The organism is Paenibacillus hemerocallicola (assembly GCF_006265175.1).
In the GTDB taxonomy this organism is placed as follows: Bacteria; Bacillota; Bacilli; order Paenibacillales; family NBRC-103111; genus Paenibacillus_AB; species Paenibacillus_AB hemerocallicola.
Window position 1 is genome coordinate 1 of record NZ_VDCQ01000002.1, and the last position, 19,084, is coordinate 19,084.

At 54.8% G+C, this 19,084-nt stretch carries 14 protein-coding genes; 1 reads left to right on the plus strand and 13 read right to left on the minus strand.

The genetic code is table 11. The features are described from left to right. Positions 1-138: 138 nt before the first annotated feature. The 10 genes from dnaK to FE784_RS01685 form a co-directional block, all read right to left on the minus strand. Positions 139-1,980 (minus strand): molecular chaperone DnaK, encoded by a 1,842-nt coding sequence (gene dnaK, locus FE784_RS01640; RefSeq protein ID WP_139600384.1) that lies wholly within the window; start codon positions 1,978-1,980, stop codon positions 139-141. Positions 1,981-2,045: 65 nt separating this feature from the next. Then, positions 2,046-2,675 carry a nucleotide exchange factor GrpE gene (gene grpE / locus FE784_RS01645; protein ID WP_246131861.1) on the minus strand — a complete coding sequence of 210 codons (630 nt, stop codon included), beginning with the start codon at positions 2,673-2,675 and terminating at the stop codon, positions 2,046-2,048. 29 nt (positions 2,676-2,704) lie between these two features. Next, positions 2,705-4,234 (minus strand): TCP-1/cpn60 chaperonin family protein, encoded by a 1,530-nt coding sequence (locus FE784_RS01650; RefSeq protein WP_139600385.1) that lies wholly within the window; start codon positions 4,232-4,234, stop codon positions 2,705-2,707. Between the two features lie 41 nt (positions 4,235-4,275). Then, on the minus strand, positions 4,276-5,301 hold the full coding sequence (gene hrcA, locus FE784_RS01655) for a heat-inducible transcriptional repressor HrcA (RefSeq protein ID WP_139600386.1): 1,026 nt from the start codon (positions 5,299-5,301) through the stop codon (positions 4,276-4,278). A 108-nt stretch (positions 5,302-5,409) separates the two neighbouring features. Then, entirely contained in the window at positions 5,410-5,871 is a 462-nt protein-coding gene (locus FE784_RS01660; RefSeq protein ID WP_139600571.1) for an N-acetyltransferase, read from the minus strand. A 99-nt stretch (positions 5,872-5,970) separates the two neighbouring features. Beyond that, a complete protein-coding gene (hemW, locus tag FE784_RS01665) occupies positions 5,971-7,173 on the minus strand; it encodes a radical SAM family heme chaperone HemW (RefSeq protein ID WP_139600387.1) in 1,203 nt (400 codons plus the stop codon). Positions 7,174-7,265: 92 nt separating this feature from the next. Beyond that, a complete protein-coding gene (gene lepA, locus FE784_RS01670) occupies positions 7,266-9,080 on the minus strand; it encodes a translation elongation factor 4 (protein WP_139600388.1) in 1,815 nt (604 codons plus the stop codon). A 146-nt stretch (positions 9,081-9,226) separates the two neighbouring features. After that, entirely contained in the window at positions 9,227-10,996 is a 1,770-nt protein-coding gene (locus tag FE784_RS01675) for a hypothetical protein (RefSeq protein WP_139600389.1), read from the minus strand. Positions 10,997-11,569: 573 nt separating this feature from the next. Then, positions 11,570-12,394, minus strand: a complete 825-nt coding sequence (locus FE784_RS01680) for a squalene/phytoene synthase family protein (protein WP_425465522.1) — start codon at positions 12,392-12,394, stop codon at positions 11,570-11,572. A gap of 424 nt (positions 12,395-12,818) precedes the next feature. Beyond that, entirely contained in the window at positions 12,819-13,343 is a 525-nt protein-coding gene (locus FE784_RS01685) for an ADP-heptose synthase (protein WP_139600573.1), read from the minus strand. A gap of 373 nt (positions 13,344-13,716) precedes the next feature. Here FE784_RS01685 and FE784_RS01690 point away from each other — a divergent pair, with 373 nt between their 5' ends. After that, complete coding sequence (locus tag FE784_RS01690; protein WP_176705888.1) at positions 13,717-14,517, plus strand: IucA/IucC family C-terminal-domain containing protein; 801 nt, start codon at positions 13,717-13,719, stop codon at positions 14,515-14,517. 1,311 nt (positions 14,518-15,828) lie between these two features. Here FE784_RS01690 and FE784_RS01695 read toward each other — a convergent pair. The 3 genes from FE784_RS01695 to spoIIP (FE784_RS01705) all read right to left on the minus strand — a co-directional run bounded on the left by FE784_RS01695 (position 15,829) and on the right by spoIIP (FE784_RS01705) (position 18,901). Continuing rightward, complete coding sequence (locus FE784_RS01695; protein WP_139600391.1) at positions 15,829-16,272, minus strand: DUF3679 domain-containing protein; 444 nt, start codon at positions 16,270-16,272, stop codon at positions 15,829-15,831. 48 nt (positions 16,273-16,320) lie between these two features. Continuing rightward, complete coding sequence (gene spoIIP / locus FE784_RS01700; protein ID WP_176705889.1) at positions 16,321-17,592, minus strand: stage II sporulation protein P; 1,272 nt, start codon at positions 17,590-17,592, stop codon at positions 16,321-16,323. 76 nt (positions 17,593-17,668) lie between these two features. Next, positions 17,669-18,901 carry a stage II sporulation protein P gene (spoIIP, locus tag FE784_RS01705; RefSeq protein ID WP_139600393.1) on the minus strand — a complete coding sequence of 411 codons (1,233 nt, stop codon included), beginning with the start codon at positions 18,899-18,901 and terminating at the stop codon, positions 17,669-17,671. Positions 18,902-19,084: the final 183 nt, after the last annotated feature.

The following is a 19,084-nucleotide window of genomic DNA, read 5'->3' on the forward strand; positions in this document are numbered from 1 at the left end:
TTATTCCGATTACTTTTCGGGGACCCCGATACTTTTGACCCCAAAAAGTGACGTATTACACTTTATTCGATCGCAAAACGAAAGTCAAAGCCAAGGAAAGCCCCGGCTTTGACTTCCGACGAAATTCGCCTTAATCTCTTATTTCTTGTCGTCTACGACTTCATAGTCGGCGTCTACGACGTTATCGCGCTTCGCGCCGTCCGATCCGCCGGCTGCACCGGCTTCGCCTGCTTGAGCGTCTTTGGCCGCTTGCTCGTACAGCTTGACCGACAACTGCTGAACCGTCTCGGACAACGATTCCGTCGCTTTTTGGATAGCTTCCAGATCGTTGCTTTCCAGCGCCTTCTGCAGCTCTTCTTTGCCGGCGTTCGCCTTGTCGATTTCCGCTTGATCGACTTTGTCGCCGAGATCCTTGATCGTTTTGTCGACGGAGTAGATCAGCTGGTCCGCTTGATTGCGGGCTTCGACCAGCTCTTTGCGCTTGCGGTCTTCTTCGGCATGCGCTTCGGCGTCCTTCATCATTTTGTCGATCTCTTCGTCGCTCAAGCCGCTCGAAGACGTGATCGTAATTTTTTGGCTTTTGCCGGTGCCTTTATCCAGGGCGGATACGTTCACGATACCGTTGGCATCGATATCGAACGTGACTTCGATTTGCGGGATGCCGCGCGGTGCCGGAGGAATGTCCCCGAGCATAAAGCGTCCGAGCGTCTTGTTGTCGCCCGCCATCGCGCGCTCGCCTTGCAGGACGTGAATTTCCACGCTCGTTTGGTTGTCCGCATACGTCGAGTAGACTTGCGATTTGCTGGTCGGGATCGTCGTGTTGCGGTCGATCATCTTCGTAAATACGCCGCCTGCCGTTTCGATACCGAGCGACAACGGTGTTACGTCGAGCAGCACGACGTCTTTGACGTCGCCGGTCAATACGCCGGCTTGGATCGCTGCGCCGAGCGCTACGACTTCGTCCGGGTTAACGCCTTTGTGCGGCTCTTTGCCGATCAGCTTCTTGATCGCTTCCTGCACGGCCGGAATCCGCGTCGATCCGCCGACCAAAACGACTTTGTTAATTTCGCTGGTCGAAAGACCGGAGTCGTTCAACGCTTGACGAGTCGGTCCGAGCGTACGCTCTACGAGCGCCGAGGAAATCTCCTCGAATTTGGCACGGGTCAGGTTGACCTCCAAATGCTGGGGAACGCCGTCAACAACGGTAATGAACGGCAGAGAAATTGTCGTCGTCAACACGGTCGAAAGCTCCTTCTTCGCTTTCTCCGCGGCATCCTTCAGACGTTGAACGGCTGCTTTGTCCTTGCTCAAGTCCAAGCCGTGCTCTTTTTTGAACTCGGCTACCAAATAATCGATAATGACTTGGTCGAAATCGTCGCCGCCGAGACGGTTGTCGCCGCTTGTGGCTTTAACCTCGAAGATGCCGTCACCGAGCTCCAGGATCGATACGTCGAACGTACCGCCGCCAAGGTCGTATACGAGAATCGTTTGGTTCGTATCCTGCTTGTCGAGACCGTAAGCAAGCGCGGCGGCCGTAGGCTCGTTGACGATCCGCAGCACTTCGAGACCGGCGATTTTGCCCGCGTCTTTCGTAGCTTGACGTTGGCTGTCGTTGAAGTAGGCCGGTACCGTAATGACCGCTTGGGATACGGTCGTACCGAGGTAAGCTTCGGCGTCCGCCTTCAGCTTTTGCAAAATCATGGCCGAAATTTCTTGCGCCGAATAGTTGTTGTCGTCGATTTTCTCTTTATGGTTCGTACCCATATGGCGTTTGATCGACATAACGGTGCGATCCGGATTCGTGATCGCCTGGCGTTTCGCGGTTTCCCCGACAACGCGCTCTCCGTCTTTCTTGAAGCCGACGACCGAAGGGGTCGTACGGTTGCCTTCAACGTTAGGAATTACTACAGCTTCTCCGCCTTCCATGACGGCTACGCAGGAGTTGGTCGTACCCAAGTCGATTCCGATAACTTTACTCATTTATTGTTACCTCCTTAAAATGGTTCAATCTGATTGTCATTCATCCTATTTTTTCAAGGCCCGTATCAGCCGCTTACTTTCACCATTGCCACGCGGAGCACTTTGTCCTTGAGCTTATAGCCTTTTTGCATCTCTTCCAAAACGATTCCTTCTTCGTGCTCGTCGGATTCCACCTGCATGATCGCCTGGTGATATTCCGGGTTGAACGGCTGGCCTACCGATTCGATCGGCTGCAAGCCTTCCTGCACGAGCACTTGATCCAACTGGCGGTAAATCATGTCCACGCCTTTTTGCAGCGCCTCGTAATCTTTGTTGTCCTTCGACGCGGACAAAGCACGCTCGAAGTTATCGACGATCGGCAGCAGCTGCTCGATCAGCTTGCCGGAAGCGTATTTGGCGAAATCCTCTTTTTCCTGACGCGACCGGCGCCGGAAATTGTCAAAATCCGCCTGCGTGCGCAAGTATCGCTGATACTGCTCGTCGGCCAGCTTGCGCTGTTCCTCCAATTGACGTTCCAGAGCATTCGCTCCTTCCGGCGTCTCCTGTCCTTCGGCGTTGTCGCCCGCAGTCGCTTCGGCCGTTTCCAGTCCGGCGTCTTCGGAAGCGGACTGAGGCTCGGCGTTCGTTTCCTCGCCAACCTTGATCGTTTCCTCTTCAGCATCGAGAGTCGCTTGACGTTTCTCTTGTTCAGTCACCCCAGCACACCTCCATCTTTATTTGCGTCTCATGATTCGTCGGATTTCATTTTGATGACCGTATGAATGCGCAGCACCGCAGCCGCTACTTCCCCGGCCGCGCGAAGCGCATGAACCTTGACCGGCGTCGGATCGATAATGCCGCCCGCCAAACAGTCCGTCACCTGCCCGCTATCGCAGTCGATGCCGTGCCTGTCCGACCGCTCGGCCAGTTGCGCGGATTTGACCGCCTCCACTTTCTCGAGCGGGTTGAACCCGGCATTTTGGGCCATTTGGGAAAGCGGCTTGCGCAGCGCGTTGGCAACCGCCTCCACGCCGAACGCCTCCAGCCCGGTCACCATTTCCCGGTAACGCTCCAGCTCATGGGCAATCGCCACTTCCACCGAACCGCCTCCGGGCAAATAGCCGCCCCGGATCGCCGCCTGCACGGCCGCAGCCGCGTCTTGGGCGATACGCGCCCGTTCGCCGACCACTTCGCGCGTGCTGGCGCCGACGAGTACGGTTGCCGTCGGTTTGCCGGCACCGCCCGACAGCCTCACCCGCCGGATGCGGCTGTCGTACAGCATCGCCTCGCAGCGGCCCGCATAGGCGGCCAGCTCCGGCTCCGGCTTGCTCAAGGCGGAACGCCGGGCCGGACGCGCACCGGTATGCTCGCACAATCGCTCCAGCTCGCGCTTCGGCACCCGCTGCAGCAGCATAATGCCGTTGTCCGAGCAAAACTGCTCGGCTTCCGGGTCCGCACCGCGATCCAAGGCTACAAGCCTTATGTTTAAATCGAGCAGCTTGCGCAAATGCTCGGCAAAACGTTCCTTCAGTTTCATGAACGTCTGAAAGCCCGCTTCCGTCATGAGCGCTTCTTCTTCCAGCTTCTCGGGCTCCAAAGAATCGTACAGCACAAGCACCGACGAGTCCGCGATCCCCGACTCGAACTGGTGAGCCTGGAACGGCTTCTGCTCCAGAAGCAGTCCCGGCCATACTTCGCTCGACTGACGCTCATGCGAGACGATCAGATCCGCAAAGCGGAATCCGTCATCCGTCATACGGCCTCCGCCGAGCCGCTTCGCCGCTTCCACGACAAGCTCGGCGATATCGCTATGCTCCCGCCCGGCTACGAAAGCGATCCGGTACAAGATCGGGTCGTCCGGACCGCTCACCTTGCGGGAGCGTGCCAGCATCCGCTCGGAGGCATAGCCGACGCCGTCGACAAGCCCTTGAACGACCTTGGCGACAGGAACGCCCTTAGTCACTTGGGCCACTCCCTCGGATACGAGCGCGCCGGCCAGTACGGTCGCCGTAGTCGTTCCGTCGCCGATCTGCTCCTGCTGGGAGCGCGCTACCTGCACAAGCATGCGTGCCGCCGGATGCGTGACGTCCATCTTCTCCAATATGGTCGCCCCGTCGTTCGTTACGAGCACTTCCCCGCGCGGGCCGACGAGCATCGTGTCGAGCCCCTTCGGGCCGAGAGTCCCCTCGACGGCGGAGCATATGGCGCGAATGGCGGCGGCATTGTTAAGCAGGGCGGCGTGGCGTTCTTCTCCCTCATGATTCGTTTGTTTCATAGCCGTCTGATTCCTCTTCCGGCCGCGGACTCATACCCCGGTCACTTGTACCAGCGGGCAAGCATTACGGCCATGTCTTTCGATAAATGGTCCAGCAGGCTGATCACTTTGCCGTATTCCATCCGTGTCGGTCCGAGTATGCCGATCGTTCCGAGCAGTTGCCCGTCTATCGAGTAGGATGCCGTTATAAGGCTGCAGCTATTAATCGCCTCGACGCTGTTCTCCGTGCCGATCTTTACTTGAATGCCTTTGGGAGCGGCGGAGAACAACCGGACGAGCGTGTGGGCCTCATCGAACAGGTCGAGGATACCTTTCACTTTATCGACGTCCTTGAATTCGGGCTGCGTCAGCATGTTAGTCGAACCGCTGACGAAGATGCGGTCCTCCTCGTCGCTTTGCACCGTGCTCTCGATCATCCGCGTCAGTTCCTCGTACTTCGACACGTACTTGCCCAGCTCCGAGCTGACTTCGTTGTGCAGCCGGGATTTGAAATGGATAAGCGGCACTCCCGACAATCGGGCGTTCATCAAATTGACGATTTTCTCGATTTCGCCTACCGGCATTCCGTCGGGAATCGAGATGACTTTGTTCTCCACATGACCGGTGTTCGTCACGATGATCGCAACCGCCGAAGTGTCGTTCAGCGGCACGATCTGCAAATGCTTCAATGTCGTAGTGAGCAGCTCGGGTCCGAGCACGATTGACGTATAATTGGTCATATTGGACAATACCGTCGCCACATGCTGGATCATGTGCTCCATCTCTTGCAGCCTTTCGGCGAAAAACATCTTCAATACATCCAGCTCGTTGCCCGACACACTGCCGAGCTTCACCAAATGGTCCACGTAATAGCGGTACCCTTTATGGGAAGGAATGCGACCGGCCGAAGTATGCGGTTGTTCCAAAAATCCGAGCTCCTCCAAATCCGACATTTCGTTTCGGATGGTGGCCGGACTGAATCCGACATCGCCCCGCTTGGAAATGGTCCGTGATCCGACTGGCTCGGCTGAACGAATGTAGTCGTCGACAATGGCGCTCAAAATCAGTTTCTGACGTTCAGATAACATACGCGGACCTCCTTAATATTCCAAGCATCAGACGCGTCGTTAGCACTCAATCCAAAGGAGTGCTAAACCTTACTACAAAAATACCAAAAAGAAAAGCACCTTGTCAAGTCAGTCAAGGCGCTTCAATACTGCTATTTCGTCACAATTGTGCTGCTTTTTGCAGTGGACGCAGTCGGTCCAAACTTTCTCCGGGAATATTTCCTTCGGCACGACGGAAAACCCGTTTTTTTCGAAAAAGGCTACCTCGTAAGTAAGCGCCATAATTTTCGGTATTTCCTGCGCGATCGCTTCCTCCGTCAGGAAAGTGACGAGTTTGCGGCCGATGCCTTGTCCTTTGTAGCCGTCCGTTACGCCGAGGGAACGGATTTCGACCAAATCTTTGCCGAGTCTGAACAGCGATCCGCAGCCGACGAACCGGCCTTCATTTTCGGCAATGACGAATGTGCCGATATTGCGCCCCAGCGCTTCCTTCGAGCGCGGGAGCATAATTCCTTTTTCCGCGTAGGATTGAATGATTTCGTAGAGCGAATCGACGTCGTCTTCGGTCGCTCTTCTGCATGTAACGGTCATCATAGTTCCCCACCTTGCTGTTCGAACAAGAAATAATATGAATAAATATACATGCATTTACACGTTTATGCAATAGTTTTTTTCATGCCGAATACGTGGTCAATCGTCGTCCGCGAGAAACGCGCCGAACACGTCATTTCCGAATAAAAGCCCTTGCTCCGACAAGCGGTAGCCGCTCTCGTCCGCCAGCAGCATATTTTGCGACAAAAGCCGGTCCAGCTGCAGTTCGAACGCTTCTTCGATCCCGATTCCGAATTGCTCGCGGAAATCGGCGTTGTTGACACCGGTCAGCAGACGAAGTCCGACCATCATAAAATCTTCCATCGCTTCCCGACGGCTTACGACGTTCGTTTCCTTGACGGGCAAACCCGCTTGGCATGCATCGATGTACGCCTGTACGCCTTTGATATTGACATGCCTCGTTCCATTTATATAGCCGTGCGCGCCGGCTCCCAAGCCGTAGTAGGAAAGATTGCGCCAGTAAGCTTGATTATGCCTGCTTTCTTTGCCCGGCTTGGCGAAGTTGCTTATTTCGTATTGGCCGTATCCGGCTTCCTTCATCCTTCTCATGACGGTCAAATACATATCCAGCTCCTCGTCCTCGTCGGGAAGCGGGAGCTTGTTTTTATGATAAAGCGTATGAAACAGCGTATTTTCTTCGATTTTCAAGCTGTAGGCCGAATAATGCTCCAGTCCGAGCCGGAGCGCTTCGTCTATCGTCGCGTTCAGCTTGTCGACCGTTTGATTGGGCAGCCCGAGCATCAAGTCGATGGACAAGTTGTCGAAGCCGGCGTTTCGCGCATTCTCGATACTGCGGTATACGTCGTCGGTCGTGTGTATCCGGCCGATATCGGACAGCAGCTTGTTATCGAACGATTGCACGCCAAAGCTGATCCGGTTCACTCCGCCTTCCCGCATCGCGGCGAGCTTCTCCGGATCGGTCGTGCCAGGGTTCGCTTCCATCGTGATTTCGCAATCCGGCAGGCGATCGGCGAAATGGGCATTGACCGTACCGAGGAAAAACCGCATTTGCTCGGGGGTCAGTACGGTAGGCGTCCCTCCGCCTATGAAGATCGACTCGATTTTCTCGGCCGGCGTCCGTGCAATCGTCAGCTCCATCTCCCGGTCCAGAGCCCGCAAATAATCCATCACGGGCTGTCCCTGCACCACATACGAGTTGAAGTCGCAATAGTGGCATTTGTTCGTGCAGAACGGAATATGAATGTATACCGCCCGGGGCGGCGCTTGCTTGTATTCCGGCTGTTTCACCGTAGGCAGCCCGCTTGCCTGCTCCTGCGTCATAGCTTTCCGTCCTTTCCGTATTCCTTGTTGCCGGGTCCGAAAGGAGCCGCGCCCGCTGTTCCGGTTCCGCGGCAGTCCGTCTCGTCTTCCCTTTACTCGTCTATTTTCAGCACCGCCATAAACGCTTCTTGAGGAACCTCGACGTTGCCGACCTGCTTCATCCGCTTTTTCCCTTCCTTCTGCTTCTCGAGCAGCTTCCGCTTCCGGGAAATGTCGCCTCCGTAACATTTGGCAAGCACGTTTTTGCGCATCGCCTTGATCGTCTCGCGCGCTACGACCTTTTGCCCGACGGCGGCCTGGATCGGCACCTCGAACATTTGTCTCGGAATGATATCCTTCAGCTTCTCGCAAATAATCCGCCCGCGATTGTAGGCACGATCCCGGTGGACGATAAACGATAAGGCGTCGACCTGCTCGCTGTTTAACAAAATGTCCATTTTTACCAGATTGGATCTCCGGTACCCGGACACCTCGTAATCGAAAGAAGCGTAGCCTTTCGTGCTGGATTTCAATTGATCGAAGAAATCGTAGACGATCTCCGACAACGGCATGTCGTATATGAGCGTTACGCGCGTCGCATCGAGATATTCCATATTGATAAATTCGCCGCGCTTGCCTTGGCAAAGCTCCATGATCGTACCGACGTAATCTTTGGGCACGATTATCGACGCCTTTACGTAAGGCTCCTCCACATAATCGATGCGCCCCGTCTCCGGATAATTGGACGGATTGTCGATATGCAGCACTTCGCCGTTCGTCAGCGTCACGCGGAAAATAACGCTTGGCGCCGTCGTAATAAGCGGGATGTTAAACTCGCGCTCGATCCGTTCCTGGATAATTTCCATATGCAGCAGACCGAGAAAGCCGCATCGGTAGCCGAAGCCCAACGCCGTGGACGTCTCCGGCTCGTATTTCAACGAAGCGTCGTTCAGCTCGAGCTTCTCGAGCGCTTCCCGCATATCGTTATAGTCGGCCGTATCGATCGGATACAGGCCGCAGTATACCATCGGATTGATCTTCCGGTAGCCGGGAAGCGGCTCCGACGTCGGATTCCGCGTTTCGGTTATCGTATCGCCGACCCGGGTATCCTTCACGTTCTTGATCCCGGCTACTACGAATCCTACGTCGCCGACCGTCAGCTCGTCCACGACGGACATCCGCGGCATAAAAGCGCCGACCTCGATGATTTCGAATTCGGCCCCCGTCGCCATGAATTTGATCGGGGTTCCTTTGCGCATCGTACCGTCGACTACGCGGACATATACGATGACTCCTTTATAGGCGTCGTAGTGCGAATCGAAAATAAGCGCCTTGAGCGGCTTGTTGCGGTCGCCGGCCGGAGCGGGAACCTTCTGCACGACCTGCTCCAAAATTTCCTTGATCCCGATGCCGGCTTTGGCCGATGCCAGTACCGCTTCGCTCGCATCCAGCCCTATGACGTCCTCGATCTCCTGCTTCACCCGTTCCGGTTCGGCACTCGGCAAATCGATTTTGTTAATGACCGGCAATATTTCCAAATTGTTGTCGAGCGCCAAATAAACGTTGGCCAGCGTCTGGGCTTCGATCCCCTGAGCCGCATCCACGACGAGCAGGGCGCCTTCGCAGGCGGCCAGGCTGCGGGATACTTCATAGGTGAAGTCGACGTGTCCCGGCGTGTCGATCAGATTCAAAATATATTCGTTGCCATCGTCCGCCCGGTAGCCCAGACGAACGGCCTGCAGCTTGATCGTGATGCCCCGTTCGCGTTCCAGATCCATCTGGTCGAGCACCTGCTCCTGCATCTCGCGGGAGGACAAGGCTCCGGTATATTCCAAGATCCTGTCGGCAAGCGTAGACTTGCCGTGATCGATATGGGCGATGATGCTGAAATTGCGTATCATGCTTTGTCTGTCCGTACTTTGCGGCATGTTGACCCTCCCGGTTTTCGCGCATTACACTCCATTATACCAAAAGAGAACGCATTGCAGCAATGCCGCCCCGTCCCGCGCAAAAAACGCAGAAAACCCCGGATAGCAAGGCCCTCTGCGTTAACGAGATATTCAATATTATTTGATCAAGCATCCTCGGCCATAACACCGCTTCGAATTCCGCCGACGTTTCCGGTCCGTTCAAGGTCGCAGTAGACGTTGTGCCAATCCGGAAGCATCCGCTCCGGGATGAGGATATGCCGCAGCACGCCGAAGCCGTACACGCGGCGCCACAGACGCTCCGTCAAGCTCAGTCTTTCCCGCATGGCCGGATACGCCGCATCCTTGTTTTCCGTCAGCTGTTGTTCGATCCGCTCGTCCAACCGCATAAGCTCGGCTTTCAGCCATATTTGCTCGAACGCCCACTCCTGCGACTCGTGAGTCCGCACTTCGCGCTTGATGCCGCGCAGCGTATCCGACCAATCGGCCGCCCGCTTCCCGTCCAGCATCTCCATCTCCAGCAACACGTCCGCCAGCTTGCGTAGTGCCGAACCGCTCAGCCGGAACATGAGTCTGCCGTAAAATTCGGCAATCTCTCCGACGTCGCGATCCGGATTCCAACCCAGCAAGCCAGCCGCGAATGCATTGAAATGATCGCCGAACGACTCGTTATACGTCATAAATCCTGCGCATTCCGACCGGCCGAACGATTTCAGCACCGACCGGATCCGCCGCGAGGCGCTGTGGACCCCCGTCTTCGTATACACGTCCCTGCGGTCATGGGAGAAGCCGATATGAAGAAAACAACCTAGATTCATTCCGCCGGTCCGTACGCGGATGTCTTCGGGCAATTCGAATACGCCGTATGAAGCGCTGAATTGAAAAGATCCGAACCACGCACGGGCCGGCCCGTTAACAAATTCAAGCAGTTGTCCGCTCTCCTCCTCCGACGTCCACCAGCCGCATATATCCGCCTTCAGCCCGGGATAGAAAACGCTGACGGTGTCGTGCACGTCTTTGACAAGCTGAAGAAATACCGGATAATACGGCTGGCAGGCCGGACAAGCGCACCCGCCGTCGTCGTATGGGGCGCATACGATCTTGCTTATGAGGATGCCGGATCTCATCAAATCCTCGAACAACCGTTTCTGATTGTCTAGTATGACTTCGCGGGCTTGCGGGTTGGACGGACACAGCACCTGCCCCTGTACCCGCAGCTGATGGTTCCGCACTCCGACCCATTCCGGGCGCATCTGGTCGACGTATCCGACGTTGGGCGTCACGACCAGCACGTTATCCAAGCCGAGCTGTTGGCTGTACGACAGCCATTCTTTTTTCCGACGCCACAAAAACATCGAAGTGCTGTGATAAACGTGCGGATTGTAAGGGTCCGGCATATCGTTGGGATCAAACCAGTCCCCGTAACCGCTTGCCCCTGACAGAGCCATATCTTCCAAGTACCGCCGCATCTCTCCGCTCCAGCACACCTCGAACGAATTGCCGAAATGCCCCGGCATGTAGTGGATGCGATCTTTAATGGAAGGGACCGTCTCCCACACGCCTGCCTGCAACGAAAGTCCTCCGTTTACCGATGCTGCCTGACCGCCGTCATCTTCAACCTCGACGCCCACAGCCTTCGCACCCGAACAGCCTGGATCGGCAGCCGCCAACAGCCGATGAAGCAGCTGGCCCAGCCCGGCGATAAAATCCCTTCGCCGTTTTGCCCCGATGACCGCTTCGCGCGAGGCCGGTATTTCCAATACATATCCTTCGGTCTCGCGTTCGACGAACGTCAGCCGGAAAGGGATGGGCGCTCCACTGCCCGATATTTCGCCAATCCTCTCCGCCGCGATCCGCGCCGCTTCCTTCGCCTCCGGACATAAGCAGCGACATTCCAGCTCCACCAATCCGTCCAACCCCTTTGTCCCCCGATCAATCGGTAGCTATAGTACATGCTTTAACAGCGAATAATCTAAGCGGATATTATCCGCCTTTTTCCGTTTCGCCTTTCCCAAAACTCTTCGATCTCACGGCTATACAAGTTGAACTAAAGGTTTTGACGTTCATTCCATTCCAGAAGGGATTGCCTTGCGGCTTCAGACAGGTTGTTTTGAGTTTCCTTGATTATATAATCCTGCGGCAAGGTGAATTTGGGAGTCGAAACTCGCTCACAATGCAATTCCCTTCTTCCATTGCACTGGTCTACTCTTAGCTGGTTCTTTAGTTCATCATGTATAGATCATTATGGGGCAGCGCTTTCATTCTTGCTTATTTATATAGACTAAAACATAATTGTAATATTGTCAACAATACAGTAGCGAACAAAATCTTTCGACTGTCCCGTTAAACAAAAACACCCTTGAACGTTGTTGTTCGAAGGCGATTCTCTGCGTACGCAATGAAAAAAGGGAGCCAATCCGCTTGGCTCCCTTCTGTCTTGCTTAACTTATATGGCCGCGTCAGGGACGGATCGGTCGACAGCGTCCCGCTTAAGACTTGGAATATCCGGTCAGCCGGCTCACAATGTCCATAACATCCGACCTTCTCAGCTTTTCGCCGGCCGTCGCCGCTTTCAGCGAACCGTGCGCCAGCGCGAGCGGAATGCTGCAAAAGCGATAGATAGGTCCGGCCGGGAGATCCGCGATGTATGCATCGGCTTGCTTCAGATTTTTTCTCGTATACGACAGCATCTCCTCCATGCCCCACCCATCGGGAAAAAAGGAAACGCCTCTCTTCTTGTCTTCTTTGCGGTTGAGAATAATGTTCACGGCCTGGAGTCCGCGGCCGAATGCGACGGCTTTCTCGCGATCCGTCTCCGTACCGTCGTACCACTTCCACAGGTCCGTCAGCAGCTCGCCTACGGCTCCGGCTACGCAGTACGTATAGTAGTCCAAGTCCTCTTCGGTTTTGATTTGCCAATTTCTGCCGACCCATTCCGCCATCTGTTCCGCCATTTGCGCCGTACTATGCAGAACGCGATCCGTTATCGCGGCCGGGCACAGATCGATCCAGTCGCCCAGCCGATAAGTAACCTCATGCAGCGTATCCCGGTACGGCTCGAATAAAGACTGAAGCGCGACGTTTCTGGACGGTTGTTCCACAATCCCGCTAATGCCGGTCAGCAGGCTCATTTTAACGTTTGGCGCCAGGTCCGGATGATCCTCCACCTCATCGATTGCGCGCATGCAAAGATAGGCGGAGGCGACCGCTTCCTGCAAACCCTGAACCAACCCTTTGATCGGAATTAAAAACGTTCTGCTCGTAGAGGCCAGCATATCCATCGCGTCTTTCGTCAAATCATTCGTCTTATTCACAAGCTGCCCACTCCAAATGGTTTCATTTATCGTTCAGTCGTTCAGACCTATCTGCATCCTCATAAGACGGACAACGTTAATAGCATCTCTACCGTTCCTCAGAACCATTTTCCCTATTCAAAAAGTATCACAATCCTCCTACTACTTTCAACGTTTTGACACGTTTGCCGTGGAATATGTCGCAGTTGCTTGAACATTTGATGAATATTTGGTTAACGCCGAACGGGTCTCGGCTGTACGAAGCCGAGACTTGTACCGGATCCGGGCAACTCCATAACGCCAAAAACGCCCTCGAACCGCTGCATCGCGGCTGAAGGCGTTCTGGCGTTCCGGCTGGAGGAGAGCCGGCGAAAGCCGATATTTTTGTGACGGCTGCCGGAGCGTGCGGACTGTTTTTCGGAACGTCCGCTTCTCGAACCGGAGCTCAAATCGACTTCCAGTCGTCTTCCGACAATTCTTCCTCCAGGGCGAATTCGAAATCCTCGACGTCGTATGTCTGAACGGGCACTTCCCCGTCGATCACTTTGTCCAGAAATTCCAGCTGATCCGTTACGATCGGCGCTTTTTCATGCAGAGCCGTAAGAATCAGTTCGGTTTCTACGGGATCGAACGTTTCCCCGTAATGGGCGTTGTCGATCGCGTATACGACAGTGAACGTCACTTCGTCGTTCACGAGCAGCGGCGGGCTTTTTTTCCAAGGCATTTGCAGCGCACGCTCGATCTTCTTGCGATTGAACGCCTCCTCGAAAAACGCGATCAGCTCGTCGATTTTCTGCTTGACGTGGGCGTCGTCGTCCGCTTCCGGCATGACGGGCTCGTTGCTGTCTCTCATTTCGTACAGCTCCTGGATGGTGGAATACGGGATCAAATACTCCACAGGACGGCCCGGCACCAGCAGTTGACCGTAAACGGCAACCAGCACGGCTTCGATGACAAAGCGCCGGTTCATCATGGTCGAATTCCTCCTTAAGAGCTTTGCGAAGCAAAGCTGTCTTCGAAAGCATTACTGTGCTCTGCAGGGCAAAGCTATCTTCGTAAGCACTACCGAGCTCGAGCTCTGCCGGGCAAAGCCGACTTCGTAAGCGTTCGCTCAAATCACCCCTATATCATACCACTTGCGCAACGGACAAACCAGCGGGTGTTTGACCGATTCGCGGCCCTCCCCGATCGTTTTTTTCATTACGCGAAACGGTCCATTGACAATTTTTGCCCGACTCGATTATGATCTTCATAAGAATGATAATCGTTATCATAAAATGGCGAATGCTTCGGCATACGACTTACCGCTCTCATCCAATGCCCGATCGGGGAGGAACGCATTCATGCAGCCTTCATTTGACATTTCGCTCGCAGACAAATACTTTCACATTACCGCCGGCGGCTCCGAACATCCGGTTTTTTCAATCCCCGCCGCACAGCTGCTCTTGCCGGATACGATGGACGAGCTGCTTCGCCGGGGGCGCGATATGCTGAACGGGCTGAGCCTGGATATAGCCGTCTCGTTTCTGGGCCTGGCCTTCTTCGGTATCCCAGCGGCCGTCCACACCTTCATGTGGCAGTACGACCACATTCTGGACTTATCGCTTGACAATTTGACCGTACAGCTGGAAGTTCATAACGATCATGCCCACCTTGTGCTCAAAATAGACGAGGTCCGGTGGAAAAAGCTCCCGGAGGCCGAAAGAGACGAAGCGATCGTCGCGGAGCTGACCGGCTTGTTCCGTCATACGGTAAACCCGGTTATCGAGGCGGCGGCCGCACGCGCGGGCTTGAAGCCCGATTTGGTCTGGAACCAATTCGGGGCCCGGATGGTTTCCGTCAAAGATTTCATAGCGCAGCACGCTCCGACCGAATCGCTCAAGGAAAAGTACATGCACGATCTGGGACTGCTGCATGGCTTGGATGCGGACGTATTCAATCGACGGAAAAATCCGTATGAGCATAATGCCCGATATGTCGAGAGCATGTACAAACCGGAAGAAAAAGTGATCATACGTTCTTCCTGCTGCATGTGGTACCGCAGGGAAAACGGCGTAAAGTGCTACACTTGTCCGAACTTGAGCGAATCGCAGCGCGAGGAAATGAAATGCGAAATCCGGAAGAAGCGGGAGCATTCCGCCTGAGCCCCGGCTGCTGCAAGGAATGTATCCATGCAGGTTTTATGTAAATAGACAACCGGACGCGAGTTTCTCCCCGATCCGGCTTTTCTCCAACAGATTGTTGCATGTCGTAGTGGAACAATTCGTTCCGCTATTCATTTATTCCGTTATTCACACAGCGAATTGGAACGATTTGTTCCGCTATGCCCGTTCCAGAGGAATGATTAGTTCCTTTATTGCGTGCAAAAGAGCGTCTTGGCTGCCAATTGGAACGATCAGTTCCTCTATCGAACGGAAAACGCCACTGGCAGCATGTTTTTTAATGCATAGCGGAAAAAATCGTTCCTTTACACCTGTCTTCGGTCGCCTAATGCAGCAATAGCGGAACTTTCTGTTCCTCGGCGACAAAGTAGACTATCGCTTCAAAGTGATTTTCTGATTTTCTTCGCTAATGATATTACTTCTACTTGTGATATTACTTCTTCACTTGTGTGATACTCACTTCTTGTGATGTTACTTCTTCACTTGTGTGATACTCATTTCTTTGATGTTACTTCTTCACGTGATGTTACTTCTTCACGTGATGTTACTTCTTCACTTGTGTGTTACCTCTTCACTTGTGATACTACTTCTACTTGTGATATTACTTCTTCATTTGTGTGATACTCACTTCTTGTGATGTTGCTTCTTCACGTGATGTTACTTCTTCTTTCCTGATATTACTTCATTCTTCGCATTGTTTTTCCATTCCCCGTACTGTTTCCCCATTTATCGGAATGCTAATTCATTTTTCGAATGCCGCCTATGCGACATAGAACACTTGACTTAACAGTTTTAAACTACTGCCGCCTACTCGCATACAACCTGGAGGGGTTTTGGCGGGCGTGACAACACTTTGCCGGCAATAGCGGCACTGGGTTCCGTTATCATCTCAAATTTGGCTGCACAACTGAAAATAACGGCCCATGCTTCCGCTATTTCGATCTCTCGGGGTGGAATTGGGGAGTGAACTACGGAATAGAGGAGTGGTTTCCGTTAATCTGCTAACTGCGCTATCCTTCGGAGCAATAGCATACTCCAGTTCCGCTATTTGTGATTCGCATTCCTGCAGGGCGCCGGCAAAGGTAGCTGGCCTTCATCGAGCATGCGGGGTATATACTTCTGTAAGCGAATGTTGCTATCGTGATGCCTCTGCCCTCGCTTTTGCTCAAGGATCCGTTCAAAAATAACTCCCATAGCCACTTCATCTTCATGGATTTGGAGGTCAAAGGAGTACCATATTTTGAAAACTCCTTCACTCCTTTTACCCTTTCGGAACTCCCCCGGCATTTCCGGTTAGTTGACGATACTGTCGAGCAAAGAGACGATCGTACGGATCGTTCCGTGAGCGACGGACTGCAGCATATCGCCGATTTGATTCCCGACCCGGTTGATTCCGGAGTCGGCTGCGATCGGCTGCGGCTGCGGAGGTTGCGGACGGGTAGGAGGAGAAGCGGTCGCTTGCGCCCCGGCTGCGTTGCCGGCCTGCGGCATGGCTTTGCCCCCCGCGCCCGCGCTCGTTCCGGACTGTTGGGCGGCTCCGGCATTCGTCGACTGTCCGCCGTTTGCCGAAGACTGCCCCTGCTGCTGGGCGACTACCCCGCCTTGCCCCTGCTGCGCATATCCCGGAGCCGGACCTTGAATGTTTGCCATCCCTCTCGTGGCCAGCTCGATTCCGAAGAAGATACCGAAGCAAAGCATCAAGATCACGACGAAAAAAGTTACGGAATAGCGCGGCATGTTCAAAACTCCCCTTTCGACTACTCGTCCGCGAACGGCATCGAGTCATTATTTGACCGCCACGGCTGCGGCCGCCGGAGCATTCACCTTCTCCGCGTCCCAATACAGACCGGATATCGTTTTGGCCAGCACGTCCGCCGTCCGGTACGCTTCCTCGAGGGAATTGTACGGGCCGCCCACCTCGATCAGAATGCTGTTCGGGGAAACGGATTGGTTGTATTCGGCGTGCCCTCCGCTTCCTTTATCCCATATGCCCCGGGACAAGCCCGGATATTCGGCTTCCAGCTTGTTATGGATTTTTCTGGCGAACGCTTCGTTTTGCTCCCAGCGTTCGTTTTTTTTGCCGACGATAAAATATACCCTCGCATAATCCGTACCGCCGATCGAAGCCGTCGTAATGTCGCGGGCTGCCGAATCCCGGTGGAGGTCGAACAAAAAAGTGATTTCCTTATTTTGCGCGACCGCTTCCTTTACGGTTTGCAGCGAATATTTGTACGAGTAGTTCCAGTTGTAGCCCGGTACGCTCGTTGGATAATCGGTGCCCGAATGGACGCTGCCGATCCCGTACTCCTCGAGCTTGTCCGTCAGCCGTTTCCCGACCATCGTAATGTTCTTCTGCGAATCCTCCGCCTCGTTCGCTTGGTTGACCTTCAACTCCGGCACCCAAGACTCTCTCGGATGGGAATGATAGACGAATACGACTTTGCGTCCCGCGGTAGTCAGCTTCGTCGGACCGGGATCGGGCACGGTGCCGTTAGACTCCGTTCCCCCGGTCGGCTGAATAGCCGTTTCCTTCTGGGGCTCGGAACCGGGATTCGCGACTCCCCCTTGCGACTGGTTGTTGTCGACAATTTTCTCGCCGGTCGTACCGTCGGCTTTCCCTGTCCCCGGAGCCGCTCCTTCGGCGATCAAGCCTGATCCCGGATCGGCTGACGACCGTTTCGCGCCGCGCAATCCGGGCATTTCGCTGGCAAGCAGCGACTTGGGCTCGACCGGATTGACGTGGAGCAGCATTTCGGCCAAATATCCTCCGACTTTGCCTCCGGAGAACGTCGTTTCCCCGGACCGTTTCAAAGCTGCCGATTCCAAGCCGATCATATCGATAAAAAACTGCGGCGACACCGAGGCCGCCATCCGTTTCATCGCCGCCTTCGGCGATACCGATGCATGCGTCTGCCACAGCGCCGCTGCCGCCGCAATCGCGAACAGGAGCAGCGCAATCCCGACATAGGCGGCGAATATGCGTCCCAGCACGCCGCCGGACCCTTGATCGGAACCGGACAGTCGGAACAGGCTTTCCCATCTGGACCGTATGTTCATACTAAGCTTCTCCTTTCGCGTCCGGGCTTGAACGATCCCCGGACCGCCGTTCGAATATTCCGCGAGCTGGGCGAGACTACTTGACCGAACCGACAGGGGCGTTCGCCTTGACCGCATCCATCTGCATCTCGGCGATGATTTCCGCCAGCAGGTCGGCCGTCCGGTACATTTCCTCGAGCGAATTGTAAGGGCCGCCGATTTCCAGCAAGATGCTGTTCGGAGACAACGACTGGTTGTATTCCGCGTTGCCGTTCGATGCTTTGCCGTACACGCCTTTTGAAATGCCGGGCATCTTGCTTTCGAGCTTCGAATGGATTTTGCTGGCGAACTCCGAGTTTTTCTCCCAGCCCGCATTTTTTTTGCCGACGACGAAGTACACCTGGGCGTAATCTTTGTCTCCGATGCGTACCGTCGTTTTATCCCTGTTGAGCGAGTCACGGTGAATGTCGAAGATCATGCCGAGCTGTTTGTGCTGCGCCATCGCTTCCTTCACCGTTACCGCGGAGTAGGCGTATGATTTCGCGTAATTAAACGATTTCACGCTCGACGGATAATCGGGTGTCGACTGGAGGGCGGGAATGCCCAGCGCTTCGACCTTCTCCTTGAGCCTCTTGCCCACTAGCGTAACGTTCACATCCGCGTCGTATGCGAGATCCGGACTCGTAATCCCTTTCGATTTCAGCTCGGGAAGGAACGACTCCCGGTTGTGCGAATGGTAAATGAAGATTTGCGGTTCCTTGGATGCCGTGTCTTGCGCCGGAACGGCAGGTGTCGTGCCGGTTTGCGGCTGTTCCGGCGGCATGGCCGTCGCCGGCGGAGGCTGAATAGCGGCTTGGCTGTCGCTCGGTCGAAACGCATCCGGCGGAGGCGTAAAATCGGCCGGGTAATCGGTAGCCTGAGTCGCGTGTCCGGAATAGAGCAGCGCGCTTGTCTCGCTCCGCATGCCGGGCAATTCGCTGGCAAGCAAGCTCCTCGGATCGGCGGGATGAATACCGAGCATGTACCGGACGAGAAACGACACCGTATTTTTGGGAGAAAAGGTGGACGTATTGATTTTTCCTTGGAGCTGCGGCAATTCCATCGCCAGCATGTCCATGAAAAACGAAACGGAAAGAGAGGCGGCCGCGCCTTTCATCGACGTGGACGAGGCGGCGAACCATTTATGCTGCGCAAGACCCATCAGGCCGGTTGCGAACAAAAACAAAAGTGCGGCGATCGAAATAATGGCGAACAGCCGGCCCATGGAGCGAACGGCACGCAGCGTCCGGGTAATGGCGCTGACGTTCATCGTGGCGACAACCCATTTCATCGAAATCCCTCCCTGTTGTCTATCGAATCTATCTGTTACCAAATCTATGAAACGATATCGGCCGATAGAACGCCGCGAGACAAAAAAATACCCGCAGCCGTCAACCGCCGCTTCCGGGAATACCGGAACCGCGACCGCCGGCACTGGGCACAATGTGCATCTCGTCCGTGCTCTGCGCTATAA